Annotated in this window: 1 protein-coding gene; it reads right to left on the bottom strand. The window is 65.5% G+C overall.

The genetic code is table 11. The annotated features are described in order from the left end of the window. Positions 1–467: MBL fold metallo-hydrolase (locus tag D3273_RS27930; RefSeq protein ID WP_129230306.1), on the bottom strand; the 467-nt coding region annotated here is incomplete at its 3' end. Positions 468–721 lie beyond the last annotated feature (254 nt).

Here is a 721-nt window from a genome sequence, read left to right as displayed (position 1 = left end):
AAGGCGCGCAGGCGAGTCGACACGTCGACGGGCTTCGTGGGGTAGAGCGGCGACAGCTTGGCCATCAAGCCGCCCCCTACCTCGGGATCGCCGGGCGGGTAAGCGGCGCTGCCATTGAGGTAGGGTTGCTCGATCTTGTGTGCGTAAACGGGGACGTCCCATTCGGCGGCGAGGTCTTCGAGGGCGCCGACGTGGTCGAAGTGCCCATGCGTCAGCACGATGGCCGAGGGCCGCGCGCCCTTACCGAAACGCGCCTCAGCGGCGCTCACGATGAAGCTCTTGGTGCCGACTACGCCGGTGTCGACCAGCACCCAGCCTCGATCACCCGCATCCGGGCTGCCGTAAAAGACAACGTTGACCATGACGAGCCGTCGATAGGCCAGGTCGGGCGCAATCTCCCGGATTCCGTCCTCCAGTACAGCTTCGTCGGCCCGACCGGACTGGCCCAAGGATATCTGTTGCGTCATGAGCGGTGTTCCTCTCCGAGGTCGTCGCGGTGGTAATCGTCCAGCGCGGAACCAAGTTCGCAAAATGGGGATCGCCGCGCGGTCCACGCCGATGAACGCCTTGGCCAGCAAACTTCAAAGACAGATGGGCAACCGCGAGGTCGCCCATCCTGTTCGCTGTCGATCACTTTGCCTGGGGCTTGCCTGCGAAGGCCTCACGCAGGTCCTGCGCGGCCGCGTCCTGGGCCTTTTCGGCGTCGGACACGACGGGCGCC

The sequence above is a fragment of the Lichenibacterium minor genome (assembly GCF_004137685.1).
GTDB classification, from domain to species: Bacteria; Pseudomonadota; Alphaproteobacteria; order Rhizobiales; family Beijerinckiaceae; genus Lichenihabitans; species Lichenihabitans minor.
The sequence above is the reverse complement of the archived record's forward strand: the minus strand, read 5'-3'. Positions and strand labels throughout refer to the sequence as shown.